The following is a 20275-nucleotide window of genomic DNA, read 5'->3' as shown; positions in this document are numbered from 1 at the left end:
TCATACATGCTCATGTCCGTGTTTTTTTATATTAATACTATAAGCATTTCATCATATAATTAGTAAATTGACCTTATTACATTCTATTTAAATAAGGAGTGGCATGCATGGATCTTCAAAAATTACAGCAACGTTTCCCATTATTAAGCCCCTTCTCAGGTAGAACTGATGGAAATTATGTATTTAATTTTGACAACCAGCTTTACGAAATTCCAATACACACAATGACACAAAGTGAGTATGAGCTATTGCGGATATTCTCAGGACCCACTGTCTTATTTGATGACTACAATATCGTTTGGCTTGATTATCTAACAGGGAAAAAAGACATTGCCCCAGCTGTCCTTCCTATGCATCGTTTGTTATTTCTTCAATTTGACAAAGACTTTACAGCGCCTACCCTATTGCGTTCAGTCTTCGAGGCTTTACTTGGGAAGGATATTATACTGCTATCACTTCATCCACAATTATTTGTCATAATCGAATGTATCGATAGTGATGAATTATTAGATTTTACTCATTATCTTGATCCCATCATGGCGGACTTAGAGGTATACTTTAAGATTTTTGTTTCTGATGTTATAAACGACCATACCATGACCAAGGAACGATTTAACTGGTTTGTTCACCTCCTACCATCCATTTGGACTTATACATCAAAGCATGTACTCACACAGCAAGAGCTTTTAGTGCCATATCTAACGCAGCATCTAGCCTATCAAGAGAAAGAGATTTTTATCTCCTCTATTCTAAAAAGTGCCACCTCTCAGCCAGCGTTACTCCATACAATCAAGAAATTGATTGTATACGAGGGAAACATTACGTTAGCCTCTAAAAAAATGTATATGCACCGCAATACCTTACAAAATCGCATAGATAAATTTCAACAAATGACGCAAAAGGATATTCGGCAATTTTCCCATCGACTAGAAGTTTATCTCGCCATTATTTTCTTTGAATCACTTTAAGACCAACTGCACAATTTATGGTCACAACACTGTGCACGCTTTCCATATACACTCTACTCTAAAGTCATTTACAATGAAAATATGACTTATAAAGGGGTGTAGTATGTATGGCGGAATTACGGTTAGAGCATATCTATAAGATTTACGATAAAAATATCCAAGCCGTAACTGATTTTAATCTGCATATTCATGATAAGGAATTCATTGTGTTTGTAGGTCCTTCTGGCTGTGGTAAGACAACAACCTTACGTATGATTGCTGGCTTAGAGGATATATCAAAGGGAGAACTATACATTGACGATGTTTTCATGAATGATGTGGAATCAAAAGATCGTAGCATCGCAATGGTATTCCAAAGCTATGCTTTATATCCACATATGACAGTCTATGATAATATGGCATTTAGCTTAAAGCTACGAAGGGTCGATAAAAAGGAAATAGATCGTCGTGTAAAAGAAGCTGCTAAGATTTTAGGGTTAGAGGATTATTTAAAAAGAAAGCCAAAAGCTTTATCAGGTGGACAACGTCAGCGTGTAGCACTTGGCAGGGCCATTGTCAGAGATGCTAAGGTATTTTTAATGGATGAGCCTCTTTCGAATTTGGATGCCAAATTACGTGTGCAAATGCGAGCAGAAATTCAGAAGCTCCATCATCGAATTCAAACGACAACGATCTATGTCACACATGACCAAACAGAAGCTATGACGATGGCTACCCGTCTAGTAGTGATGAAGGATGGGCTTATCCAACAAATTGGGACACCTAAAGAAGTATATAATACACCACATAACATGTTTGTGGCAGGCTTTATTGGTTCACCTTCCATGAACCTCTTCCATTGTCGTCTAACAGATACCGAAATCCTTTTAGGCGAGCAAAGCTTCCCTATTCCCTCCATGTACTTCCCGTTGTTAAAGGAAAAAAATTATTTAGGGAAAGAGATTATTATGGGTATACGACCTGAGGATTTACAAATGACTGATATTATTTCCCCTTACACTTTCACTGCAACGATTGATGTCGCAGAATTACTAGGAGCAGAAACTTATCTCTATTGTTCGTTGGCAAATCAAAGTTTTATAGCTCGAGTACAGGCTGATAACAATTTGCATCCATCTGACAAGGTTTTCCTAGTCATGAAGGAAGAAAAGCTCCATTTCTTCGATCCTCAAACAGAGGAGCGTCTTTGAAGCATGCATTGTTTCGAATCCATAAGTTCGGGGAGAGAAAGCCAGCTATATATATCATTGATGGCAATCGAATTTATTCAAACTACTATATCGAATTAAAAGCACGCTAGGCATTATCCACCTAGCGTGCTTATTCTATTGATCTTTTTTTGCAGCGGCTTGAATCTCAAAGTAAGCCCAATGCTCTTTTGGTATATCCTTGAAGATTTGTTCTGTGTCCTCAGTTGGTATTGGACGATTAAAGATTCGATTCAGTACCTTTACTGCCTGTGCACGTGTTAGTTTTTCTTCAGGTCTAAATTCACCATTGCCTGAGCCAACCATTATACCTATCGCACTTAGGCGATTGATTTCTTTTGCTGCCCAATGTGTGAACGTCACATCACTATATGTTTCGCCACTTGTCGTTATTTCGCAATACGAGGTATCTGTAGACCCTTCTACACATTGCTTATCAATCCATCTCATAGCAATAACCGCCATTTGGGCTCTAGTAATCATATCATTCGGTCCGAATGATCGATCATGACGTCCTTGCATAATTCCTTCTGTACGAATATATTCAATATCATTTTTTGCCCATGAAGTAGCTGTATCCGCATAAAATAGATTAGAGGCTTCTGGTACATGATTGTCACTTAGGTTTCTTGCCAACATCGCTGCCATTTGGGCACGAGTGACATTTGCATTTGGACGGAAAGTGCCATCTGTATAGCCATGAATATAGGAAGCAAATGTGCTGTCTACCTCTATTGGTTCTTTCTCTGGTTGCCCTTCTTCCTGCTCTTGTTCTACATAAAGTAGAGAAAATGTAGAAAAGTGCTCTACATCAAAGGCTATACTTGTTTGTCCTCTCGTAAATTCTGCAAAACGCCCATGTATTATTTCAGCTGTTCCATTACTATGCTCTACATAGACCATCATATTTTCTCGTTGAGCTGATGTGAGATTCCCTGGTAATGGTAGTAGCAATGTTACTTGGCGATTTTGGAGATTTGTGTCGATAGATACTGGCTGACCAACGAGTTTTACATTAGCGCCATCACCCAGTTGTAAAACTATTTCAGCTTTTTTAGCCCGATCCTCGATAGCTTTTTGCTGCAATGCATCCTTAATCGGCACAATTCGGAAGAAAATATCTTCATTAAAATCATTCATTGAAGCAAAAGGAACATCTATTTCGACCATTCCCATAGCTATACTAAAATGTGATTTGCCCTCTATTAATCGTTTCGCAGCCCCTCTATCAAGTATCACCTTTGTTGCACTTGCTGGTGGTTCTATATTAGGGATCACAAGTCGAGATCTTTTATCTTCCTTATTTCCTAATATCCGAAGAAACTCGTTTGCATTTGCAACCGTAAAGTTTACTGTATCTTGAAAGCTACCGTTACTAAATACACGTGTTAACACGGTTTGGAGGACCACATCATCTGGCATATTTTGATCTACAACATTTATCTTTAGCTGATTACTTGGTGCAGCAGGATCAGGTGTTGGTGTAGGACTCGGCGTTGATGATCCTCCATCTCCTGGTACATTGTTTTTAGACCACAAAGCATACAAGATCAAATTCCCTTTGCCCATTTGAATCGTTTGCCCCATTTTATAAGTAACACCTTTTCCATCAGCCTTCGTATTCCATCCGACAAATGTATAGCCTGCTTTTATTAAATTACCTGTATTGCCCAGTATTGTGATAGGGTCCTGATGTTTATACTGCTTTGAATCTGTTGGTACTATCCCTCCATCAGCCCCGTTACTGTCATACGTAACCGTTGCAACAGGATCAGGTGTTGATGATCCTCCATCTCCTGGTACGTTGTTTTTAGACCACAAAGCATACAGGATCAAATTCTCTTTCCCCATTTGAATCGTTTGCCCCATTTTATAAGTAACACCTTTTCCATCAGCCTTCGTATTCCATCCTACAAATGTATAGCCTGCTTTTATTAAATTACCTGTATTACCCAGTATCGTGATAGGGTCCTGATGTTTATACTCCTTTGAATCTGTTGGTACTATCCCCCCATCCGCCCCGTTACTGTCATACGTAACCGTTGCAACAGGATCAGGTGTTGATGATCCTCCATCTCCTGGTACATTGTTTTTAGACCACAAAGCATACAAGATCAAATTCCCTTTGCCCATTTGAATCGTTTGCCCCATTTTATAAGTAACACCTTTTCCATCAGCCTTCGTATTCCATCCGACAAATGTATAGCCTGCTTTTATTAAATTACCTGTATTGCCCAGTATTGTGATAGGGTCCTGATGTTTATACTGCTTTGAATCTGTTGGTACTATCCCCCCATCCGCCCCGTTACTGTCATACGTAACCGTTGCAACAGGATCAGGTGTTGATGATCCTCCATCTCCTGGTACATTGTTTTTAGACCACAAAGCATACAAGATCAAATTCCCTTTGCCCATTTGAATCGTTTGCCCCATTTTATAAGTAACACCTTTTCCATCAGCCTTCGTATTCCATCCTACAAATGTATAGCCTGCTTTTATTAAATTACCTGTATTACCCAGTATCGTGATAGGGTCCTGATGTTTATACTCCTTTGAATCTGTTGGTACTATCCCCCCATCCGCCCCGTTACTGTCATACGTAACCGTTGCAACAGGATCAGGTGTTGATGATCCTCCATCTCCTGGTACATTGTTTTTAGACCACAAAGCATACAAGATCAAATTCCCTTTGCCCATTTGAATCGTTTGCCCCATTTTATAAGTAACACCTTTTCCATCAGCCTTCGTATTCCATCCGACAAATGTATAGCCTGCTTTTATTAAATTACCTGTATTACCCAGTATTGTGATAGGGTCCTGATGTTTATACTGCTTTGAATCTATTGGTACTATCCCCCCATCAGCCCCGTTACTGTCATACGTAACCGTATATGTTTGCAGTGCACTAGTCGTAAAATTCCAGGATGTATTATTAGTAATACCTTTATACGCATTACCTGCTACATCAGTAAATGCACCTGCGTCAATTTGAATGCTGTAAGTGGTGTTATGGGCTAAATCCAACGTAGGATTTACTGTCACAGTTTCATTAGTGATAGAAACATTTGCTTGTGTAACAGCAATTGTTTCGACAATTTGGTTATCTGTAGCATTTCTTATGACAATATTTTTACTAGTTACAGGTAAGACCTTTTCATCAAATGTTAATATAAGATTATCTGCAGGCTGTACATTAGTTGCCTGATGCGCTGGGAAATAGGTTGTTATTTCAGGAGCCTTTTTATCAAACATCACAATTGTTCCTGATGAAATCTCTGTTACCTGTAAGCCGTTATTCCCTGCTAAATCTTGATAATCAATTGTAAAGCTAATTGGTCCCTCTGTGTCTCCGGGCTTCAGCGTATAGCTTGCTTGCCATGTTTTAGCATCCCCATCACCTTTATCATTTACATTTGCTGTTTGTCCTAGGATAGATACATTCGGTGATTGAATGTCCTCACTTGTCTCAAAGTCGATTGTGATTACATCGTCTACCTTAGCAACTGTTGGATTAGCATTGTTTGAAGCCATTGTCACCTTTTTTACAGTTGGCTTTACGCTCTCGACAATGACATAGCTTCCATCAGTTACGTCCGTTACCTCTATTGCTGAATTACCTAGCAGATCTTTAAAGTTAATGGTAAAAGGTGCTGTTCCCTCTAAATCATCATTGGCTATAACATATGTTGCCTGCCAGTTCGTGGATGCTCCTGTTACAATAGCAGCTTTCCCCGAAATGGTAATTATAGGTGCTTGTATATTTTTATCTGTTTTCATTGTTAAGGTAATCGTATCTCCTACCTTAGCCTTTGTAGGATCCAGATTATTCGATTTGATCTTCACCTCTACAGCTTTTGGCAGAGCTTTATCAATCACAAATGTAATGGTTGCCGTATTACCTGCACTATCCGTTACTACCAATGTATAATTTCCGGAGGTACTCACAGTGGATCCACTTGTGAAAATAGCTTCATTCAAGGTTGCCGTTCCTTCATTAAAGCTAATGGTTACGTTGGTGTTGTAAACACCATTATTTGTAACCCCTGTTATGACTGGAGGTGTTGTATCTAGAACAATTGTATCTGAAAATGTATTTGATATATTGCCAGCAGTATCCCTTAGTTGCATATAAACTGTTTTACTACCTTCTCCATGGGACAAAGTCCAACTTTTCGTAGATACTTTTGACTCCCAACTGGACCAAGTAATACCATCATTTGAAAAGCGCATTTCTATCGCTTCTCCTTCTAAATCTGTTGCCGTCAAAGTTAAGGTAACATTTATAGAACTTGTCGAGATTTGTCCACCGTTAACAAGGATAGAACCTGATGGTGCATGATTTTTAGTAATCTGGATTGTAAACTCCTTATCAAACGTATTACCAGCCTCATCAGCTACTCTTATCGTAATCTTATAACTATTTTTCGTATCGTATGCAAACAGTGCATTTGTCTTTAATACATTCCCATCAATCGTAAAGAGGCTTGTATCTCCAGACTGTAATGAATACTTGAATGTTTGTGAGCTTCCTGTATCCACTGCCGCCAATGTTCCAACAGTTGTACCAATGGGTTTCTTTTCTTGTACAGTAGTATTATTGAGCTCAATATCAGTAGGTGGTGTACTATCATAGAATATTTGTAATTCATTTGATGCTTTATTTAATGCACCTTCACTAGTTGCAACAACCTTTTCAGGAATTTTGATTTTCACAGCTCCATCTGCAACAGGTGATATTAGGGCTGTATATGTGTTACCAATTCCAGACAGTGCTGTCACGTTTCCATTTGTAACTTCTATATCTCCAATCGTAAAGCCTGTCACTGACCAACTGAAAACAATAGCTATAAAAATGGGAAAGCTATTTGTTGGACTAGGTTTATTTGTAGTAATGGTCACTGCTGGACGTGCATTGACGATTAGATTCATCGTATAGACACTACTAAAATCATTACCATCGCTTACCTTAAATGTAAAAGATGAATTAGAGCCATTTTCCGTAATATATTTTAAATTACCTGCATCTAAATTAGCCTTACTAATTGTCATACCATTTGTAATCGCTTCCCCACCATCAAATTGCTGGTTATTGTTGTTATCAAGAAAGAGCTGACCGCTATTTGGGATAGTAGAGATTTGAATCTGTTGCAAAGTATCTCCTGCATCTTCATCAGAAAAAGAAAAGGAAGTACTATTAAATGTATATACTTGACCCTCGTTTACATTTATAGTTCCATTACTGGATGTCGGTGGTTTATTTATGGCAAGGGTTGTTACCTCCTGCATCATATATGCACTCTTATTGCCATCGGTATCTTTGACAATGACATTAAAATAATAGGTTGTATTGGCAGCAAGGCCTGTAACATTAAAGGAGTTACTATCTTTGGTATAGCCATCTAATGGTGTCCCATTCAATTCAATGGTACTAACCGTATCAATATTGTTACTACTAGATTGATAGACTTGATATTCTAAATCCTCTTGAGCTGATATATCATCAGATGCTTTAGCCCAGTCCAACTGTACGCCTGAGGTAGTAATATTTGAGGTAGTAATAGTACCATTTGAAATTATTGGCGGATTATTCGGTTTAGTAGGATTAGCTATTGTAAACTGTGTAAATACCAGATCCCATAATCTTGCCCCCATCTCATCTATTTGCTGGACATTGACAGTAATCTCAAAAGAGTTAATATCATCTAAATTAATAGGAACCACATTGATTTGTTCATTGGCTTTACTCCCATATACAATTGGAGATCCTTTCTGAGCACCTGTAATATCAAATCCTTTGATTTCTATAGTAAATAAACTTTCAATGGTATAAGGATTAGTCGTTATAAACGTTAAATTTTTCAAACTAAATATACCATTTTCAAATCCATCTCCAGCAGAAATTCTAATCGACTTTGTTGAAGTATCATCTAAATTGAAAGAATGACCAACAGGGGGAATGTTACTATACTCAAATGAATCTATACCATCATTTCCTGGAACACCAGTCACTTTGAAACCATTTGTTTCATCACTGATCCAGTTAGGCTCTGTTAAATCCTGTATACACTTCGGAAAATTCGGTAAATCGCAAGCAGCTGCCTCCACTTTTAAGGGTAACATGAACCCTATCCCTGCCAATTGACTATAAATCATTAACACTAAACACAAGGTTATTGTTAGTATCTTTTTCCCCATCCTATAATCTCCTTCTTAGTTGTTTCACACCCTTCGCTTCATTAATCCTTAACCTTTAGGGGGCCAATCCCCATATAAACAAATAATAAAGGTAAGTCCTAAATATGGTTGCATATTGTTGTGCGGTTGACTTCCACCAGCAGCATTAACGGTCATTAGATTCATTGGTTTATTTACTTGTGGCATATAAACAGGGACACTGCCTTTCCCTTGCTGATCTGTCCATATCGCACCAGTTGGATCATTATTAGTAGTTTGAAGATTGTTACAATTTGCTAGATGGTTATGGCTAGGTATCTCATTTTCCAACAGCGATACAGAGGATGCACCGCCAGTACTGCCTATAATTCTAGGCGTTAATCCTACACCTGTTCCTTGATGAATAGCTGCTCTACCATTTAAATTTGGTAATGCAAACGTTGTTTTTCCATCTCCTCCATATCTGTTACCCAAAATAGCATATAATGCACTATTCGAGGCAATGTTTATTATCTTGCCATCGCACAAGGCCCAGTCTTTTGGTGCAAAATTACCGCCAAATATTCTAATTTCTCCAATATATGCTTCTGACACTTTCGTCTTCCTCCTTCCCTAGTCTCTTGATGGATAAATTCCTACTAAAGCTATGCAGTAATTCGCTACACTGTAAGGTTGCATATTTTGATGTGGTTGTGAGTTTCCTGCAGATGATAAAGCTTGTATGCTCATTTGTGTATTAAGTTGTGCTGTTTCATAGATGTTTTTAAAAGAAGAACCCCATACGTTTCCAGAAGCCACTTTCAACGTAGCACTTTCTGAACTACCATTAACAATATGTGAATGAGTCGGCATCTCATTAATTGTTAATACATGTACCTCTTCTCCTGCTTTTTGTCCACGTGTGATACTACTACTTACATGAACTGGAACTCTTCCCCTTAAATCAGGTAATGCAAACGTTGAGGAGCCATTACCACCATAAGTTGCTCCTAAAATTGAATACAGCGCTTGGTTTGTATTAATTTGCAATATTTGCCCATCGCATCGTGCCCATCCCCTTGGAACTGTCCCAAAGCCAAATAATCGTATTTCACCTACATATGGTTCACTCATCCTTCATACCTCCTATTCTGTTGGATAAATACCGTAAAGGGCAATAATGTAACTAATTGTTAAGAACGGCATTACATTGTTATGAGGAGCGTTTCCTCCCACACTTGAAACAATGGCGGCATTCATTGTGCTATTTGGTGGTTGTGTCGAATATTGTATATTTTTTGCCCAAACAGCATTTTCTGGACTTGGTGTTGTGCCATCAAGAGAAGATGCCCTTACCTGATGTGTATGTGCAGGAAGCTGTGATGAATTTAAAGTGACGGTTTCCACCCCTCCCATTTGACCATTGACAAAGGTAGTGCCAGTCATTGGATTTTGTCCTTGATGTACTACAACCCTGCCTTGAAAATTTGGTAATGCAAAGGTTGATTGACCATCTCCCCCATAGGTTGTGCCAATCAAAGAAAAAAGTATTTCATTTTCGGAAATAGATAATAGTTGACCATTACAAAGAGCCCAGCCATCTGGGGCATAATCACCAGCAAATAATCGAATTTCTCCGACATATTGATCCATTCTTAAAACCTCCTTACAAAATATTGCTTTACCTAGCACATTACAATAGCAAGGTTAAAATTGGGTTAAAAAATATATTTTTTCCAAAACGGACTAACTCACCTACCATTTAATCCAAAATATCAATACATTGTTGTTGCTTATAAGAAATTTTTAAGAGAGAAATTTATAATAATATTTAACTATATACCTTAAAACAGAATTCATTTTTATTTCGGGTATCACTCATGCAAAAAGATCTTAGAAATACGATTACCTGTAACGTTATTTTTACCTTACTAAGACACTAAATAAGAGTAGATGATTTCGGATAATTTCCCTTCATTGCAACAGAGAAAATGGAAATTTAAATTAATAATAAATTAGTCATGAACTAGGCGTTCCTATTTACTGATTTTTAATATGGGAGAAAAAGAAAAATGACAAAAGCTATCGAGAGAAAACGTCTCGTTTGCTTTTGTCTACAGGCTGAACATACTAATATTAATATGTTTTTATTTTATTTTTTCGTTTAGCCACTTTTTTATGCAACCCTTGAATAACAGAACGTGTTTCATCTAAATAATCCACTGTCTGCTCATAGGCACTCGTCACTACCCCCATAAATAAAATATCAATGACCAGTAACTGTGCTAGACGTGAGGAAGTAGCACCACTTCTAAAAGTTGCTTCAACATTTGGAGATACATATAAACAAATGTCTGCAAGGCTAGACACTAGTGAACTACCATAGCGCGTTAAACTTATTGTAGTAGCTGGTGTTTGGTTAGCTATTTCTAGAATTTTAGCCACTTCATGCGTTTCTCCAGAAAAGGAAATACCCACTACCACATCCCCCTTCTGCGCATTGACAACGGCGGTAGCTCCTAAATGTAAATCCACAAATGCTCTACTATTTTTATTGATTCTTAAAAATTTTTGATCGGCATCCATTGCTGCTATACCCGATGCTCCTACTCCAAAAAATATAATTTTATGGGCAAGTGATAAGGCCGCTACGGCACGCTCTAATTCAGCTATATCTATTAAATTAGCTGTTTGTGACAAAATTTCACTACTTTGCATTGTTACCTTTTCTACAATTGATGGTAATTCCTCATCTGCCTCAATATCTCGATCTACAGTAATTGTATGTTGTAAATCACCAGCAATACGCAATTTCAGCTCTTGAACACCACTAATATTTAACGATTTGCACAGTCGAATAACCGCGGCACTACTTGTTTGACTTGCTTCTCCTAGTTCAACCGCAGTCATTTTAATCGCTCGTGTTGGGTTTTCTAAAATATAGCTAGCTACCTTTTTTTCCGAGGGTGGTAACTTTTCACGCATTTCTGCGAGCATAATTAAACCAGCATTCATTTTTTCCATTTTTCTATCCCCATCCTTCGACAAAAGAAGGTCTTCCATCCATCCCTCTCATCAGTATTTTCTTAATTCCACCGCTCTCCGAACATGCCCTTCTGCTTGAGCAAGTAATTCTGTTGCTTCCTCAATCGTTGTATTCGTCAGTAGCACCACAATTGCGAGCTTTACTTGATAATTGTTTTGCTCAAGAACACTTTCAGCCTGACTATAAGAAGCACCCGTTACCTCACAGACGATATGTTTGGCTCGCTCTCGCAATTTAAAATTACTAGCATGAACGTCCACCATTAAATTTTTATAGACCTTTCCAAGCTTAATCATGGTTGTCGTTGTAATCATATTTAATATTTGTTTATGAGCTGTTGCAGCCTTTAGTCTTGTAGAACCTGTTAAAATTTCTGGTCCTGTAATCACCTCTATTGCAATATCTGCATGCTCACTAATAACAGAATGAGCGTTACTGACTAGGCTGATTGTTTTTGCCCCTAGTTGTTGTGCATAAATTAATGCCCCTTTCACAAAAGGTGTTCGACCACTTGCTGCAATCCCTATCACTACATCACGGTTTGTTAGCTGTTGTTTCTGTAGTTCAACCGCTCCTAATGAAAGATCATCTTCTGCACCTTCTATGGCAATCATTACTGCATTTGCTCCGCCAGCCAATATTGCCTGCACAAGCTTTGGTGACGTACTAAATGTAGGTGGACATTCTACTGCATCTAGCAAACCAATTCGCCCACTTGTTCCTGCGCCTACATAAAATAATCTACCGCCACTCTTTAATGCATGTACAACAGCTGTAATAGCTTGTTCGATTTCAGGTAAAACCTTTGCTATGGCTAACGGTATTTTTTTATCCTCTTCATTCATCAGCTTTATAATTTCAATAGTGGACATTAAATCTAGATTTGTCGTATCTGGATGATAGCCTTCAGTCGTCAGTTTTGTCATTCGTTCCATTGAAATCAAATCCCTCCTACGCTATTTTTCATGGATGCTCACCCAAGTTTCTTTTATCGTTCGTTGTAAAGCCTCCGTCATTGATATTCCTTCACTGAGAAGTCCATTAACGAAGGCTCCTATAACAGGAGGCACTTCTGGCTGTAATAGTCGATTAGGTATTTTAGCAAGCTGTAATTTCTCTCGAAAGCATTGAACAAAATATGAATTTCCGAATAAACCTCCACATAGGACAATAGGATAAACTCGTAGCTGCGGCTCTTTTTTGAACATTGTCTGGATGAATTGAACTAAATGATGAGTAGCCTGTTCAATAATTTTCATTGCCCTATCATTATTTTGTTCTGCTAAACGTAACACCGCTCGAGCTATGGAGGCTATGATTACTCGGGGCTGTGGATGCTCATAAACATACGTAATAATTTCAGTAGGATTTTTTAATGCCAGATGCTCCAAAATAGTCTCAGTAAATAGATTCTCATTTACACCAAATGCATCATAATGTCGTGCAATATAACGCAATGCCTCTTGCCCAATATAGTATCCACTGCCCTCATCTCCTAATAAATAACCCCATCCTCCCACACGACTAATTTGATGATTTTTTCCAACACCATATACGATAGAACCCGTTCCAGCTATCACAACGAGCCCTTGCTGTGTAAATGTACCGCTAGTAAGTGCCGCTATTGCATCATTGGTGATGGTTATCTTACAGGAGCTGGCAGGGAAAAGGAAGCTCATCCATTGCTCCCAGCGTTCTTTATCTACCTGGCGATCGCCTCCTGCCACGCAGAAGAAAACTGTAGAAATATCATTCTTTGTCGCATCTATCTTTTGTAGTAACTTGGCAAGGAGTTGGATAATGTGAAGCCTTACCTTTTCTGGTGGCATTGATTTTATATTCGTTCCAGCTCCTTCAACAAAAGCCAGCACTTCACCTTTTCTGGTCCCAATCACTGCACGGGTTCTCGTCCCGCCACCATCGACCCCAATAATGTATTGTCTATTTAATGGCACCAGCCGTCAGCCCCTCCATAAATTGCTTTGACGCAATCAAGAATAATAGGATCATTGGTAATGAAGCTAATGTTAAACCTGCAAAAAGAGAGCCCCAATCTGCCGAATGCTCCCCAAAAAGCGACATCATTCCAACAGGTATCGTCCGTTTCATTTTTTCTGTAATAAAAATAAGTGGGAAGAAGAAATCATTCCATGCAGCAATAAAATTTATAATTACCACTGTGCCAAGTGCAGGTCTCATTAACGGTAACATCACATGCCAAAGAACCCTTAAGTTTCCCGCCCCATCTATCCGGGCCGCTTCCTCTAGCTCATAAGGCATTGTTTTAAAAAAGCCAGTTAAGATCAGCATGGATAATGGAATCCCTGTCGCGGTATTCATCAAAATTAAAGACCATAAGGAATTGATCAGCCCTAAATCACGCATTAAAATAAAGAGCGGAACAATCCCCAGTTTTATAGGAATCATCATGCCTAATAAAAAAATAAAGAACAATGCATGATTCCAGGAGAATTTAAAGCGGGCAATATAAAATGAAGCAAGTGAACAAACAACCACTATTAGTACAACAGATACAATACTGACAAATAGACTGTTTAGAAAGTACGTTGTAAATGGAATTTTTGATAATAATGTACGGTAAGTATCTAAGCTAAAGCTAGTCGGTAAACCCAATGGATTTTTATAGATGTCCACGCTCTTTTTAAATGAAGATAAAATCATTAACAAAACCGGATATAAACTAATGGTCGCCACCGTAAACACCACAAGATAATAAAATGGTCGAACCCAAATAGCGCCTTGCTTCACTATACTCACCTCTTACATTTGAACATTCTTTTTATTGGCAAAACGTAAAAATAGTGTGGTACAAACTAATATAAATAAGAATAGTACCGTAGCCAATGCCGAACCCAATCCAATAGCTGTTGTGCCAGAAGCGGTAGAGCTACCAAATGCTAAGCGATAGAAAAATACAGCTAACGTATCTGTAGAATAGTACGGCTCTCCCATAGAACCCTGCATTGCATATACTAATTCAAATGCCTCAAACGACTGGATAAATGTTAAAATGCCCATGATCATAATTGATGGCACCATTAAAGGCAAGTAAATCGTACGCAATAAAGTAAAGCCCTTAGCGCCATCTAACTTTGCAGCTTCGACTAACTCACTTGGAATCCCTTGAAAGCCAGCAAGAAAAATTAAGACACCAAAACCTAATCCAAACCAACAATTGACTAAAATAATGGCAATTAACGCCGTTTTGGGATCACCAAGCCAAGCCTTTTGTAAAGTTTCAAGACCTAATTTCTCCAAAATAACATTTAAAGTACCAAAATTAGGATTTAGAATGAGTTTCCATAAGAATCCTACAACAATAACTGATAATAATCGCGGTAAAAAGAAGGCAGCTTTAAAAAACTCCGCTCCTTTAACTTTTTGATAAATAATAAAGGCAAGAAAGAAGGCTAATCCATTCATAACAATCATTTGCACAACAAAATAGAGGACATTATGTTTAAAGGCATTCCAAAACATGGAGCCATAGGGTTCTGTCGTAAAAAGCGTCACAAAATTTTGGAAACCGATAAAATCGCCACGAGCCATCCCTTTCCATTCAAAAAAACTATAGGATAATGCCGCTATTATCGGATAAAGCACAAACAACCCATATACTATCAGTGCAGGTATAGGGAAAAGATGGATAGTCCACCCTGCTCTCGATTTCCTTTTTTTTACTGATGAAGCTGTATATTCTCTCATCATGAGCAGCCTCCTTTTACTAATCCTGAGACAACAAGACCCCTAAACTCCTGTATAGCACTTCAGGGGTCTACTGATTAGATGCTTTCATTATTTTTGAAATGGCGTAAACCAAGTCTTAGCGTTTTCCTGTATTTTTGTGGCCACCTCTTCAGGCGTTACTTGACCTAAATACATGCCTTGTAGCTCACTTTCAAGCAAGCTCTTTGTTGTTGGGTCCCCACCAGTAAAATTAGTTACCCACATATATGGCGTTGCTTCATTTGCAGTCGAATGACTGATATCATTTAACAATACATCGTCAGAAGTTATACCAGGAATGGCGCTGATCATGGAAAACTCCTTCACAAACAACTCACCAAACTCCTTTGTTGTTAAAAACTCTAAAAACACTTTAGCCGCTTCTTTATTTTTCGAATTAGCATTGATCGCAAATGAGCCATCAACCCAGGTCGTTACTGTTTTATTCCCCTCTTTAGATGGAATAGGGAAATAACCTAAATCTAAATCTGGATTCATTTCTAATACAACAGGAATTTCCCAGCTACCTAATGGGAACATAGCTGCGTCTTCCAGCGCAAACAAAGTACGAATATCATCCATTCCTAAGCCTTCCGAGTTGGCTGGAAAATACTTTTTCAAGTCATTCATCACTTGTATTGATTCAATAAACTTCGCATCTGTAAAATCCTTTTCTCCTCCGAGCACTGCTTGATAAAAATCATTGCCCCCATAAACAGCAGGACCGACAATCCCATGTAGCAACGATAACAACCAGCCTTCTTTTGTACCCATTGCAATTGGCGTAATGCCCTTTTCTAATAATTGGTCATTTAATGCCATGAATTCATCCCATGTAGTAGGAATTTCAAGATTATTATCTTTAAAGATCTTTTTATTATAGAAAAATTGTGTAGAGCTTAAGTTTATCGGTACACCGTACTGATTCCCTTGGTCATCGCGAGAAGCCTTTAAAGCTTCCTCAGGAAATACATTCAATCCATTTAAGCCATTTATTTTCTCAACATAACCTGCCTCTGCAAGCTTCAATCCAGCTGCATAAGGACGCAAATGGAAAATATCTGGACCCTCTCCAGCCTGTAATGCCGTATTGAGGACTGTATTATATTCAGTGTTTTTAGTTGGGTTAAATGAAACATGTATATCAGGATGTTGTTCATTAAATAAAGCAATCACTTTTTCATACTTGGCAACATCTTCTGTGCGCCAACTCCCTATTGTTAGCGAAACCTCTTCAGTTTTCGGCTTCTCTTCATTATCAGGTGTTGCTGAGGTCGTTATTTTCTCATTCGTGTTACAGCCTACTAAACCCACAACGAGTAATAAAAGAAGCAGCAATAACCATTTACTCTTTTGTTTCATACCAGCAGATCCACCCTTCATATCAGTAATTTTTCATAAATCATCGTATGAAGCTTCTCTCTAATCCTTCTCATGTTTGTATTTCTCCCATAATGCACAGCATTCGTTAGTAAAATGACAAATGCCTGTTTTACAGGGTCCATCCAAATACTCGTGCCTGTAAATCCTGTATGACCAAATGAGCCCTTGCTCCACCTCCTACCAAAGCAAAATGATGCTTCGTCCCCTCCCCATACTTCAAACCCAAGTCCCCTCGTTTTAAATGTTTTCGTATAGGCGAGCTCTAACTCTTCGTATGGAATCACCGTTTGTTGCTTGATTCCCAACCAAATTTCCGCATACTTTGCTAAATCCTCTGCACATGAAAATAAACCTGCACTCCCAGCAATACCATCTAGTAATAAAGCCTTCTCATCATGGACTATTCCCTGTACAAATTGACCTGCCACCATTTCTGTAGATGCTGCAAGCCTTCTTGTATGCTCAGGCAGTTGAAAACATGTATGATGCATGCCCCATGGCTTAAAAACCTCTTGCTCTACAAAACTTTTTAATGATATGTCTGTAACTTTCTCAATCACCTTTCCTAAAATAATCATACCTAAATCACTATATTGCACTTGTTCATTTGGCTGACATACTACATTACTTGCCAATACCTCCTGCAGGATGTCACGCTTATGATGTCTCTTAACTGCAGGTGTTAAATCTGCTGGCAGTCCTGAGCAATGCTGCAATAAATGCTGGATTGTTATAAGTGGGTATTTAAAATCAGGCAAAAATGTTCGAATTGAATCTGTTATATTAACTTGATTTCGACTTATCAGGAGTAAAATAGCTGGGAGTGTTGCGACAACTTTTGTTAAGGAGGCTAAATCAAACAGCGTATGGCTTAAAATAGCTTGCTCGCTGCCGTCCTCAGCTGTATAGGCTCCATAGCTGCCTGAAAACAGCCTTCTTTCTTGCTGCTGAACAATTAATACAGCCCCTGGAATTTCTCGTTCTTTCACTAAGTCACTTATATATGCATCTACCAAATAAGCACCTCTCAACTTAAATATCTAAATTTTCTGTAAATTAGTATTATCATATAAAATAAAATGATGAAAAATAACAGTAATCCTAAATTTTTTTTTCATATGTGCACAATAAAAAAATCCCTAGCTAGTAAATATTTACTGGCTAGGGACTCTCTAATTTATTTAGTTGGTTTTTTTAAATCCATTGATGCTGCTGCGCTTTCAACTTTTACGCGTTTCAAGAAGAATGCAAGTACCACTGCAATGACTGTTATACCCGTTGCAATTAAGAAGGAGTGTGTAATACCATCTAATAAGGCATTTTGCATAATTTGATCCTGCATTTGTTGCATTTGCTCTGCTGTAGGCACTGCTCCTGATTGTGCAGCATTCGCTTTTGCTTCCGCAATTAATTCTTCCGCTTTAACCTTTGTACGATTATTCATAAATGTTACAAGGATCGCACTACCGATTGCTCCTGATACCTGCTGTAATGTATTGTTAATCGCTGTACCATGTGGATTCATCATTTGTGGCAGTTGATTTAAACCGTTTGTCATAATAGGCATCATGACCATCGACATACCGAACATACGAATCGTGTACATGGATACGATATATGTGTAGCTTGAATCAATTTCTAACTTTGTTAAACCGAAAGTTGCAATAGTTGTAATCGTTAATCCAATAATGGCCAACACGCGGGGACCAAACTTATCGAAAAGCTTACCAGTGATTGGTGACATAATCCCCATGACAAGTGCACCTGGAAGCATCATCAAGCCTGCTTCAAATGGTTCGATACCACGGATAGACTGTACATATGCTGGTGTCAAAATCATCCCTGAGAACATTGCCATAGAGACAATAACAGAGATAACTGACCCTAAAGCAAACATTGGATACTTATAAATACGTAATTCCAGTAATGGCTCATCCATTTTCAGTTGTTTAACAACGAAAATAATTAAAGCAATGAAGCCAATCGTAATTGTGCCATATACCCATGGACTTGACCAACCCTTATCCCCCGCTGTACTAAAGCCGTATAAAATACCACCAAATGCAACAGTTGATAAAAGTACTGAAAGGAAGTCTAAGTGAACTTCACGTGTCTCCATCACGTTTCTTAGTTTCCAAACACCAAATAATAAGCTAATTAAAGCAAATGGAATAATCATTTGGAAAAGCATACGCCAATCATGATGTTCCACGATATACCCTGATAATGTAGGACCAATTGCTGGCGCCATAATCATAACTAAACCAAAGATCCCCATTGCTGTCCCACGCTTCTCTTTCGGGAAGCTTGTTAGCATAACGTTCATTAAAAGTGGCGACATACTAGATGCTCCGGCTGCTTGCACCATACGGCCTGCTAACAGCATGCCAAAGTTAGGAGCGAAGCCTGCCATAATTGTACCTATTGTAAAGATGGACATCGCTGTAATAAATAAATGTCTATTTTTAAAGCGTGTCACAAAGAATGCTGAAGCAGGCACTAAAATACCGCTCACTAGCATATACCCTGTTGCTAACCATTGTACTTTTGAATAGGTGATCCCAAAATCTTTCATGATTGTTGGTAATGCCACATTCAACAATGTGTTGTTTAGAAAAGCAACAAAAGCACCCACAAATAGAATAGCTATCATGCCATAAGGGGGCTTTTTCATTGTTTGCTCACTATTCATTTATATCCCTCAATTCTTTCTTGTGTTTTACGATAAAACTTATTTTATACTCGTAGTCTACTTTTTTCAACAAATAAGTTTATATTTTTTATAATCGTTGATATAAAGGCGTTTTGAGTGTAGAATAAGAGTATAATATTATAAAAAAGGTGAGGTTATGAACAAAAGAAAAAGACAAATTATAACAGCAGCACGTGAACTTTTTATTGAAAAAGGCTTTCTAGATACATCGATTAATGACATCATCAATGCGGCTAAAATCTCTAAAGGTACGTTTTATAATCACTTTACTTCGAAAAATGAATGCTTAATCGCCATTTTAGATGAAGGGCGTGAGGAAGCTAGTAATCGTCGCCATGAGCTTATCTATGGTAAAGATCCTACAGATTTAGAAGTATTGACACAGCAAGTCGCTGTTCTCATGTATGTCAATCGTGAACATAATTTAGTACAGATATTCGAATCCATCTTCCAATCAAGAGATAAAGAACTAAAAAAAATTATTATTAATTACCATTTACAAGAATTAGAATGGCTCGCCAATCGTCTAGTACAAGTCTTTGGCGAAGAGATTAGCCCTATTAGCTATGAATGTGCTGTTCAAACACTCGGAATGATTAACCTCACTCTACGTGCTGTCTTTATTGCCGATTATAAATATATCAATCGAGAAGCTATTGTACGTGTAGCATTGCGCAATATTAGCGTAATTATACCCACTATGCTTGAGTCGAAAGAAATTATCGTAAGTGTTGAAATGATCAATACCATTCAAAATGTCGTGAACTATAAAACTGTTACTAAAGAAATGGTTATTGAACAACTTCAAGGCTTTACAAAGGGATTATCAAATAACGAAACAATGGAAGGTTTGGAGTATGCACAATTCTTATTAGAAGAATTGCAGAAAGAAAAACCAAAGCTTTTTATCATCGAATCACTTCTTACACCTTTCCGTAAGGCCTTCGTCGGCACAGAACATATCGCTGAAGCCCGTGACATCGCCAATAACTTATGGCGTTACGTAAAAATTGAACAGCCCGCTGAACGCTGTAAGAAATAAAAAAAAAAAAGAGGT

Annotated in this window: 15 protein-coding genes; 3 read left to right on the top strand and 12 right to left on the bottom strand. The window is 38.0% G+C overall.

All coding sequences use genetic code 11. The features are described from left to right. The first annotated feature begins 107 nt into the window (after positions 1-107). Both CD31_RS02070 and CD31_RS02065 read left to right on the top strand, forming a co-directional pair. Complete coding sequence (locus tag CD31_RS02070) at positions 108-968, top strand: PucR family transcriptional regulator (RefSeq protein ID WP_036075428.1); 861 nt, start codon at positions 108-110, stop codon at positions 966-968. Between the two features lie 107 nt (positions 969-1075). Then, positions 1076-2158 (top strand): ABC transporter ATP-binding protein, encoded by a 1083-nt coding sequence (locus CD31_RS02065; protein WP_036075425.1) that lies wholly within the window; start codon positions 1076-1078, stop codon positions 2156-2158. Positions 2159-2293: 135 nt separating this feature from the next. Here CD31_RS02065 and CD31_RS23735 read toward each other — a convergent pair whose 3' ends face one another. The 12 genes from CD31_RS23735 to CD31_RS02005 all read right to left on the bottom strand — a co-directional run bounded on the left by CD31_RS23735 (position 2294) and on the right by CD31_RS02005 (position 19197). After that, positions 2294-8371, bottom strand: coding sequence for an InlB B-repeat-containing protein (locus CD31_RS23735; RefSeq protein ID WP_081977443.1), 6078 nt, complete (start codon positions 8369-8371; stop codon positions 2294-2296). Positions 8372-8419: 48 nt separating this feature from the next. Beyond that, positions 8420-8944 (bottom strand): phage tail protein, encoded by a 525-nt coding sequence (locus tag CD31_RS02055; RefSeq protein WP_016991772.1) that lies wholly within the window; start codon positions 8942-8944, stop codon positions 8420-8422. An 18-nt stretch (positions 8945-8962) separates the two neighbouring features. Next, the gene (locus CD31_RS02050; RefSeq protein ID WP_036075422.1) at positions 8963-9463 is read right to left on the bottom strand and encodes a phage tail protein; all 501 of its coding nucleotides are present in this window, start codon (positions 9461-9463) and stop codon (positions 8963-8965) included. A 12-nt stretch (positions 9464-9475) separates the two neighbouring features. After that, complete coding sequence (locus CD31_RS02045; protein ID WP_016991770.1) at positions 9476-9982, bottom strand: phage tail protein; 507 nt, start codon at positions 9980-9982, stop codon at positions 9476-9478. A 483-nt stretch (positions 9983-10465) separates the two neighbouring features. After that, on the bottom strand, positions 10466-11353 hold the full coding sequence (locus tag CD31_RS02040; RefSeq protein ID WP_176408539.1) for a MurR/RpiR family transcriptional regulator: 888 nt from the start codon (positions 11351-11353) through the stop codon (positions 10466-10468). A gap of 51 nt (positions 11354-11404) precedes the next feature. Further along, entirely contained in the window at positions 11405-12310 is a 906-nt protein-coding gene (murQ, locus tag CD31_RS02035) for an N-acetylmuramic acid 6-phosphate etherase (protein ID WP_016991768.1), read from the bottom strand. 21 nt (positions 12311-12331) lie between these two features. Then, on the bottom strand, positions 12332-13330 hold the full coding sequence (locus tag CD31_RS02030) for an N-acetylglucosamine kinase (protein ID WP_081977442.1): 999 nt from the start codon (positions 13328-13330) through the stop codon (positions 12332-12334). Next, on the bottom strand, positions 13317-14144 hold the full coding sequence (locus CD31_RS02025; protein ID WP_052125300.1) for a carbohydrate ABC transporter permease: 828 nt from the start codon (positions 14142-14144) through the stop codon (positions 13317-13319). The genes CD31_RS02030 and CD31_RS02025 overlap by 14 nt, the downstream gene beginning before the upstream one ends. 12 nt (positions 14145-14156) lie before the next feature. After that, complete coding sequence (locus CD31_RS02020) at positions 14157-15104, bottom strand: carbohydrate ABC transporter permease (protein WP_036075415.1); 948 nt, start codon at positions 15102-15104, stop codon at positions 14157-14159. An 87-nt stretch (positions 15105-15191) separates the two neighbouring features. Beyond that, positions 15192-16505, bottom strand: a complete 1314-nt coding sequence (locus tag CD31_RS02015; RefSeq protein ID WP_176408538.1) for an ABC transporter substrate-binding protein — start codon at positions 16503-16505, stop codon at positions 15192-15194. Beyond that, positions 16502-17521, bottom strand: coding sequence for a serine hydrolase domain-containing protein (locus tag CD31_RS02010; RefSeq protein WP_036075413.1), 1020 nt, complete (start codon positions 17519-17521; stop codon positions 16502-16504). Before CD31_RS02010 ends, CD31_RS02015 begins: the two co-directional genes overlap by 4 nt. 161 nt (positions 17522-17682) lie before the next feature. Next, positions 17683-19197 (bottom strand): DHA2 family efflux MFS transporter permease subunit, encoded by a 1515-nt coding sequence (locus CD31_RS02005; protein ID WP_036075412.1) that lies wholly within the window; start codon positions 19195-19197, stop codon positions 17683-17685. Between the two features lie 157 nt (positions 19198-19354). Between CD31_RS02005 and CD31_RS02000 the strand changes: the two genes are divergently transcribed. Further along, a complete protein-coding gene (locus CD31_RS02000) occupies positions 19355-20260 on the top strand; it encodes a TetR/AcrR family transcriptional regulator (protein ID WP_036075411.1) in 906 nt (301 codons plus the stop codon). The last annotated feature ends 15 nt before the right edge of the window (positions 20261-20275 follow it).

Origin of the sequence: Lysinibacillus boronitolerans JCM 21713 = 10a = NBRC 103108, assembly GCF_000772935.1 — a bacterium.
Taxonomy (GTDB): domain Bacteria; phylum Bacillota; class Bacilli; order Bacillales_A; family Planococcaceae; genus Lysinibacillus; species Lysinibacillus boronitolerans.
Note: the sequence above shows the minus strand (reverse complement) of the source record. Positions and strands in the feature narration are given on the sequence as shown.